Source organism: Dysgonomonas sp. 521, assembly GCF_010501055.1.
Lineage (GTDB): Bacteria > Bacteroidota > Bacteroidia > Bacteroidales > Dysgonomonadaceae > Dysgonomonas.
In genome coordinates, this window is record NZ_QVMO01000128.1 from 1 (window position 1) to 7,422 (window position 7,422).

General features: G+C 34.9%; 11 protein-coding genes and 1 pseudogene. All 12 read left to right on the forward strand.

What is annotated here, in order from left to right; genetic code table 11:
• Positions 1-218 precede the first annotated feature (218 nt).
• On the forward strand, positions 219-545 hold the full coding sequence (locus D0T84_RS20470) for a hypothetical protein (protein ID WP_163309708.1): 327 nt from the start codon (positions 219-221) through the stop codon (positions 543-545).
• A gap of 270 nt (positions 546-815) precedes the next feature.
• Entirely contained in the window at positions 816-1,664 is an 849-nt protein-coding gene (locus tag D0T84_RS23135; RefSeq protein ID WP_255495500.1) for an RHS repeat domain-containing protein, read from the forward strand.
• Positions 1,665-1,676: 12 nt separating this feature from the next.
• Complete coding sequence (locus D0T84_RS20480; RefSeq protein WP_163309709.1) at positions 1,677-2,048, forward strand: YbbC/YhhH family protein; 372 nt, start codon at positions 1,677-1,679, stop codon at positions 2,046-2,048.
• A 172-nt stretch (positions 2,049-2,220) separates the two neighbouring features.
• Positions 2,221-2,448 (forward strand): hypothetical protein, encoded by a 228-nt coding sequence (locus D0T84_RS23140; protein ID WP_255495501.1) that lies wholly within the window; start codon positions 2,221-2,223, stop codon positions 2,446-2,448.
• 15 nt (positions 2,449-2,463) lie between these two features.
• Positions 2,464-3,258 (forward strand): annotated as a pseudogene (locus tag D0T84_RS20485) (RHS repeat-associated core domain-containing protein); the annotation flags it as partial.
• A 27-nt stretch (positions 3,259-3,285) separates the two neighbouring features.
• The gene (locus D0T84_RS20490; RefSeq protein WP_163309710.1) at positions 3,286-3,999 is read left to right on the forward strand and encodes a hypothetical protein; all 714 of its coding nucleotides are present in this window, start codon (positions 3,286-3,288) and stop codon (positions 3,997-3,999) included.
• 71 nt (positions 4,000-4,070) lie between these two features.
• Positions 4,071-4,472: an RHS repeat-associated core domain-containing protein gene (locus tag D0T84_RS23385; RefSeq protein WP_370525539.1), complete on the forward strand. Its 402-nt coding sequence runs from the start codon at positions 4,071-4,073 to the stop codon at positions 4,470-4,472.
• Positions 4,433-4,861 (forward strand): hypothetical protein, encoded by a 429-nt coding sequence (locus tag D0T84_RS20500; RefSeq protein ID WP_163309711.1) that lies wholly within the window; start codon positions 4,433-4,435, stop codon positions 4,859-4,861. Before D0T84_RS23385 ends, D0T84_RS20500 begins: the two co-directional genes overlap by 40 nt.
• Positions 4,862-4,872: 11 nt before the next feature.
• Positions 4,873-5,268: a hypothetical protein gene (locus D0T84_RS20505; protein ID WP_163309712.1), complete on the forward strand. Its 396-nt coding sequence runs from the start codon at positions 4,873-4,875 to the stop codon at positions 5,266-5,268.
• A 239-nt stretch (positions 5,269-5,507) separates the two neighbouring features.
• Positions 5,508-6,434, forward strand: a complete 927-nt coding sequence (locus D0T84_RS20510; protein ID WP_255495503.1) for an RHS repeat-associated core domain-containing protein — start codon at positions 5,508-5,510, stop codon at positions 6,432-6,434.
• Between the two features lie 121 nt (positions 6,435-6,555).
• Positions 6,556-6,813 carry a hypothetical protein gene (locus D0T84_RS20515; RefSeq protein WP_163309713.1) on the forward strand — a complete coding sequence of 86 codons (258 nt, stop codon included), beginning with the start codon at positions 6,556-6,558 and terminating at the stop codon, positions 6,811-6,813.
• Positions 6,814-7,171: 358 nt separating this feature from the next.
• A partial coding sequence (locus tag D0T84_RS20520) for a transposase (RefSeq protein WP_163309714.1) occupies positions 7,172-7,422 on the forward strand: 251 nt, incomplete at its 3' end.

The window sequence follows — 7,422 nt, forward strand, 5'->3', positions numbered from 1 at the left end:
TGTACATAGGAAGTGTTATGTTTTGGTTGTTTAGCGATTACTAAACTAACACTTCCTTCTGTTTTTAACAATTTTAAATTAGTCAAGACGACTTCATTATATTATTAGGAACTCCTCTATGCAATTTTGGACAAAATTCTTTATCAGAAGAGAGAAAAAGTGATCAAATAATAGTAGATTCCATTTTTGAACATCGTATAGAATCTCTGAAATCAACAATGAAAATTAAGGATATATATTTATATACGGAAAGGCCGATATCAAAAGAGGATTCTTTTTTCCTTGAATTCTTCTATTATTTATCTGGTGTATCTATTGGCCAGGGACATGATGGATATGCCGTAGAACCTATATATGTTACATTGAAAGATGTGAAAGAAATAGAGAGTTGGTATAGAGAAAATAAGGAGAAAATTACACTTGAACATATAAATAAAATTTTTATTCTTATGAAAGAAGTTGACTCTATCCATAAAGACATTGATGGTTTTGAAAATAAATATGACAGTATTTCTTATCAATTAAATTGTTTAAGAATAAAATAGTATTTTCCTCCGTCTGGCGTAGGCTTCGTCTGCGCCGGATTAAAAATAAGGCTTTGCCTTGAATAATAAGATATAATCCTGTCATTGTCATCTCTGGCAGGATTATTTATCTATTGTATGAGTAAGGTTATACAAAGAAATGTAACAAAGAAAAACAGCGAAATCCCTGTCACCTTTGTCACTTTTTAACATTCTTGCTATATTTACATCAGTACTAAAAAGAGTTTTGGTCGATGGCGGTTATATCGAGGCACTACCTACCACTTCTATATGAATGACCATCTGGGAAATAACCGTGTGGTAGCAAATAGTAGTGGCACAGCAATTCAGAAGAATCATTATTACCCTTTCGGTTCTGTTTTTGCAAGTACTACAGGGGCAGGGAAACAGCCGTATAAGTATAATGGCAAGGAGTTGGATGCGATGCATGGGTTGAATTTGTATGACTATAGTGCAAGGTATTATGAGAGTGGTATAGGTAGGTTTACGAGTGTGGATCCGTTGGCGGAGAAGTATTATAGTTGGAGTCCGTATGCGTATTGCCTAAATAATCCATTACGATGGATTGATAAAGATGGTCGTGACCCTGGCGATCCTTTCAAAACAAAAATAGAGGCGGCTAATGATTTTGCTAAATATTATAACGGAACATCTATCTCTATGAATAAAGAGTTTGCTTCACTTATATATAAGAATTCAAACGGATCTTATTCATATAATGTTGCAAGAATTGGAGGAACCGGTTGGAGTATTCCTAATCTTGATATACCTGAAGGAACAACAGAGGCAGCCGGTATTCATACTCATGGAGCAGACTCTTCAGAATATGGAGAAGGTAGTTACAAATTTTCAGATATAGATACAGATGGTGCAGATGATAGGGGAAAAAACGAATATCTCATAACCCCTGGAGGAGAAATGCTTGAATATGATGTAAAATCGAAAAATACGTCAAACCCTGTTGGCGCAGCAAAAGATATACCAAGTGATCCAAATTCTAGAAAAAGGGTAAATGAAACTGATGCTAAAGACACAAAGCCACATTATATTGATGTACAATATTTGACTGACCCAAATAGAAGAGTTGTAATTGAGCATAATAAACCAGAAAAAAAATAATTATGAATAATTATGAAAAAGAAAATAACTTCATTTTTAGTTGTTATATTTATAACACTAAATCTTCATCCACAAAAATCCGAAGAAATCATTAAAGATGATTTAAGTATGGAAGCTACTTTGAATGATAACGAAACGAGAGATTATGTTCCAAATGAAGAAACAGCTAAAAAGATTGCAGAGGCTATTTGGATACCTATATTTGGAGAAACACATATTCTTGAACAAAGGCCTTATAAAGTGAAATTAATCAATGATGTTTGGATCGTTGAAGGACTTATACCAGAACCTTATCGTTATGACCCAAATGTTAGAGGTGGAGGTGCCTATATTGAGATTCGAAAAAAAGATTGTAAAATATTAAAAGTAATGCATTATAGATAACTCCTCGTCCTTCGGATTTGCAATCCGAAGGTCAATCAAACTAGGATTTATAATCCGTAACAAATAAAAATAATCCTGTCACTGTCATCCCTGGCAGGATTATTTATCTATTGTATGAGTAAGGTTATACAAAGAAAAGTAACAAAGAAAAACAGCGAAAAACCTGTCACCTTTGTCACTTTTTAACATTTTTCCTATATTTACATCAGTACTAAAAAGAGTTTTAGTCGATGGCGGCTATATCGAAGGCACTACCTATCATTTCTATATGAATGACCATCTGGGAAATAACCGTGTGGTGGCTAATGCCAGCGGTACGTTGGTTCAGAAGATTCATTATTACCCTTTCGGTTCGGTCTTTGCAAGTACTACAGGGGCAGGGAAACAGCCGTATAAGTAAAATGGCAAGGAGCTAAATGCGATGCATGGGGTGAATTTGTATGACTATAGTGCAAGGTATATGGATAGTCAGATAGGTAGGTTTACGAGTGTGGATCCGTTGGCGGAGAAGAAGTATTGGATTTCTCCTTATACATATGCACGAAATAATCCGTTAAGATTTATTGATCCAACAGGAAGAGAAAAGCTAAATGGGATGGGTACTAGAAATGGTGGATCAGGAATAGCTCGTGCCAGAGATAATGTAGATAATGGAATGATACACATTTATGGACATGGGAGTCCAGACGGGCTTACTTTTGTTGATATTAGAGGAAATGTTTCCATGATTAAGAATGCAAGCGATTTACAATCATTATTAACCAGATATAGTGCAATATGGAATAATCGATTGCCAGGTGAAGAATTAATAATAGTACTACATTCTTGCAATACAGGGAGTATTATGGATAGAGGAGCAATAACTTTGGCTGAAAATATTTCGGTAGATATGCCTAATGTTGTGATTGTAGCACCAAGTGATTATTTATATATTTCTTCTGCTAGAGAAATAGTTACTTCTGAAGATCAAACAAAATATGGGAGCTGGATATATTACAGAGAAGGTATACCTATATATTCAGAGGAAGGTAATAAAGATAATAATCCTGATTTAAAGCATTACAATAGGCCTTCACATTCTAAAGGCAATACAAAAGAAGAACAACGAGCTAAAAGAGATGAAGGACTTAATCAAGGACAGCAAAAACCAGATGAATATAAAAACTGGGGTAATCAAAGAAGATGGTTCTATGATACATTTGGATTTTAACCGTTATACTTAATTATTAATTACCAGATGAAAGTGATTATATATTATATTACATTATTTATATTTTTATTTATTTCATGTAAGCAAAATAAACATCTTGCTGAATATAAAAATGTAGATATAAATAGAGTAAACCTTCTATTGGATAGCATCAATAATTCTATCAAAAACGAAGTGATGGAATATAGCGATTCGATAATAAAATCTCTTGATTTTAAGCATCTGCCAGCCAAAATTACAGGTACTCTTTATATACCCGAACGAGAAGAATCAGAGTGTCTTGATACCGCTGATTTCTTTTACCTGATAAAAACAATTGAAAATAGAAATATAGAAGAATATCTCTATAGCTTTGAGCGAAGGTCATGTTCAGAAAGATTTGATTATACGCCTTATGCATTATATATGGCGACAGTTACTAATAATGCAGAAGTATCTTTGTCTGTTTATGAAAGTTTGTTTTCTATAAATCAATCTAAAAGAAAAAATGTAAAGATAATAGATGATGATATCTCTCTGGACGAATTGACCGAAAAACAGCGAAATTTGGCATTATATTATTTGATAAGGTCTTATAAATTGGGGGAGAAAAAAAGGACTCTGATATTTTTGTCTTATTATTTTGAAGAAGGCTTATATTTTTTCCCGAAAGATCTTTCTATTGCTTATAAGTTAGAATCCATTTTGTTGAAAGATGATGGAATGGATTATTGGCCGGGTACGGATATAAAAATTGAATAAGTCTCGTTTCGACAAGTGTTGCCGAGCAGGGTAAGCAGCCGTATAAGTATAATGGGAAGGAGCAGGATGCGATGCATGGGGTGAATTTGTATGACTATAGTGCAAGGTATATGGATAGTCAGATAGGTAGGTTTACGAGTGTGGATCCGTTGGCGGAGAAGTATTATAGTTGGAGTCCGTATGTGTATGTGGCGAATAATCCGATTAATGCAATTGACCCAAGAGGAGATAGTATTTGGTATACTATAAATAATGATGTGGTTACTCTACATTACACAGCTAAAGTCATTAATAATTCGAGTAGTGGTATAAATGTTAATAAACTTGCGAAAAATATAAGTTCAGGTATATCTGAAGCATTAGGTAGTGAAATTACTATCGATGGGAAAGATATAAATTACAAACTGATATACAAATCGCAGGAGTCTTATCAATGGATGATGTTGCAGATTCAGACCATTTATTTGTTGTAGCTGACAATTCTAGTTATGGAATATATGGAGCGACAAATGAACTTGGAGGAAAAGTTATGCATTTGAATGAGAGTAAAATCAATGGCTATTTTAGTTATAATACAAGATCCGCTGTTCATGAGGTTGGGCATTCAATGGGATTAGAACATCCTGATCCTAAAAGTATAGGGTATACCCCTTCTGTGGACGTTATGGTTCAAGGAGGAGACGGTACAAAATTTACAGGAGGAGATAAGTTTTATTCATATAAGAATTGGAGAGCAGGGAAGCTAAATAGAAGAGTAAATAGTGCGTCAACTCCAGATGGAAGAAGAATACCTTACCCTGTTGTTAAAAATGCTGGTCAGATAGGAACAATATTCCAATATGGCTTCCGATATAAATATTAAAAATAGCAAATATGAAGAAAAAAATATTCATTACTGTATCAATATGTATATTGATAATAATTATATTTCTTTCAACCGTTAAGTGGAATGTAGATATATATATGGAATCGACTCCCCCACCTCCACGTGACAAAATAGATTTAAAATTGTCTATAGATAATGAAATTGTATTTAATGATACATTGTGTAGAAATCCGTTCTCTTTTCCGACACATTTTAAATACCCAATGCATACAGGCTTTCATACAATCTCATTAAGTTCAAATAAAGCTAATATACAGATAGAAAAAGATGTCTTTATCTTTTTTTATCACCATTTAGCTATATATTATTTGGGATATGACACAGCAACTTTTGAACCTATTGTTCATATAATTAAAGGAGCAGGAGCGTTTGGTTACGAATAGATAGTTTTTTTCTCCGTTCAGCGTAGGCTCTACTTTCGTCAGCCTAAAATTAAGGCTTTGCCCCCGTTCAGCGTAGGCTCTACCTGCGTCAGGCTAACATCAAGGCTCCGCCTTGAATAATAATAGAAATGAAATAATCCTGTTACTGTTATCATTAGCAGGGTTATTTATCTATTATAATATGAGTTCGTTTAAAAGAAGAAAAGTAACAAAGAAAAACAGCGAAAAAACTGTCACGTTTGTCACTTTTTAACATTCTTACTACATTTACATCAGTACTAAAAAGAGTTTTAGTCGATGGCGGTTATATCGAGGGCACTACCTATCACTTCTATATGAATGACCATCTGGGCAATAACCGTGTGGTGGCTAATAGTAGTGGTACGTTGGTTCAGAAGAATCATTATTATCCTTTCGGTTCGGTCTTTGCAAGTACTACAGGGGCTGAGATGCAGCCGTATAAGTATAATGGGAAGGAGCTGGATGCGATGCATGGGGTGAATTTGTATGATTATAGTGCTAGGTATATGGATAGTCAGATAGGTAGGTTTACGAGTGTGGATCAGTTGGCAGAGAAATTCTACTCATGGTCGCCATACGTTTACACATTTAATAATCCGTTAAGATTTACTGACCCAACAGGCGAAAATCCTATTGATGAAATCTTGAAAGCACTTAAGCAAGTCGGAAATGAAATATTAAGTTCTGTAGGATTAAGCGGTAAACAAATACAATCTGATAATCCGGCTGTGCTTGAAGATGCTTCGCAAAAAAGGCAGGAGTTTACAGAAACTATGCATACTGTAAATGAGACAATGTTGTCTGTTGTTCCAGCTGGTGATGTGGCATATAAAGTTGCAAATGATAGAGAAGTAACAACAGGCGATGCAGCTTGGGCTGCGGCAGGTGTTTTGCCTGTAGGAAAAGTGGCAAAGGGCGTTGGCACAGCAGCAAAAGGAGTTAATGCAGCGGCAAAAGGAACAGCCATATGGTCAAAGACTAAAAACGCAAGTGCAGTAGAAAATGCTCTTGGTCACTGGCAAAAGCATGGTAAGGAATTTTCTGAATTTCAAAATGCAAAACAATATGTTGAAGGAGCAAAAGACTTTTTGCACAATTCTCCATCAGGGACACTAATGAAAACAAGGCCAAATGGAGCATCCTAAAATATAACCAGAAAACTAATACATTTGGGGTAATGGATGCTACTGGTACTTCACGAACAATGTTTAAACCAACAAATGGTCTTAAATATTGGCATAAACAATAATAAAATCAATAAATTATATGAAAGAACATCATTGCAGAGTATGCGGTTTGTATATTGAAGATAAACCTTGGGGCGAAAATGGGAGATGCCCGACTTATGAGATTTGCTCATGTTGTGGCGTGGAATTTGGGAATGAGGATTACACTATTGAATCTACAAAAGAATATCGCAAGCAATGGATAAAGAAAGGTTGTCAGTGGTTTAACTCAAAAAAGAAACCTGAGAACTGGAATTTGGAAAAGCAGATGCTAAATATTCCTGCTGAATATAAATAATATCATAAAATTGTTTATTATTAGTAATCAGTCATTACCGTATATCTTCTGCTCGCGCAGACTTCCAGTCTGTGCGTTGTACAGCAACAATAAGAAATAATCCTGTCACTGTCATCATTGGCAGGATTATTTATCTATTATAATATGAGTTCGTTTAAAAGAAGGAAAGTAACAAAGGAAAACAGCGAAAGACCTGTCACCTTTGTCACTTTTTAACATTCTTGTTATATTTACATAAGTACTAAAAAGTCGCTCCTTAAAAAGCACATAATAAGCTATTTACCAACAAATTAAACCTTCAATTATTTGCTTAATATTGCAGAATTTCGTATCTTGAAGTCCTAAAAGCTTGCAAAAAATGATAGGAAAATCACCGGATCAAAATCAGGGCGACTTGTTCCGACCACTCCTGACAGACTTCATAGATATGAATCATGAGTTGGTTCAGTTGGCAGAAAAAATGGATTGGGGTTCATTGGAATCGGAACTCGGCGTGTTTTACAGTAAAGTTGGTCAACCCTCGATTCCGATTCGGATGATGGTCGGATGCCTGTTGCTTAAACAGCTCTACAATTACGGGGATGAGACTTTGGCAAAAGCCTGGGTGAT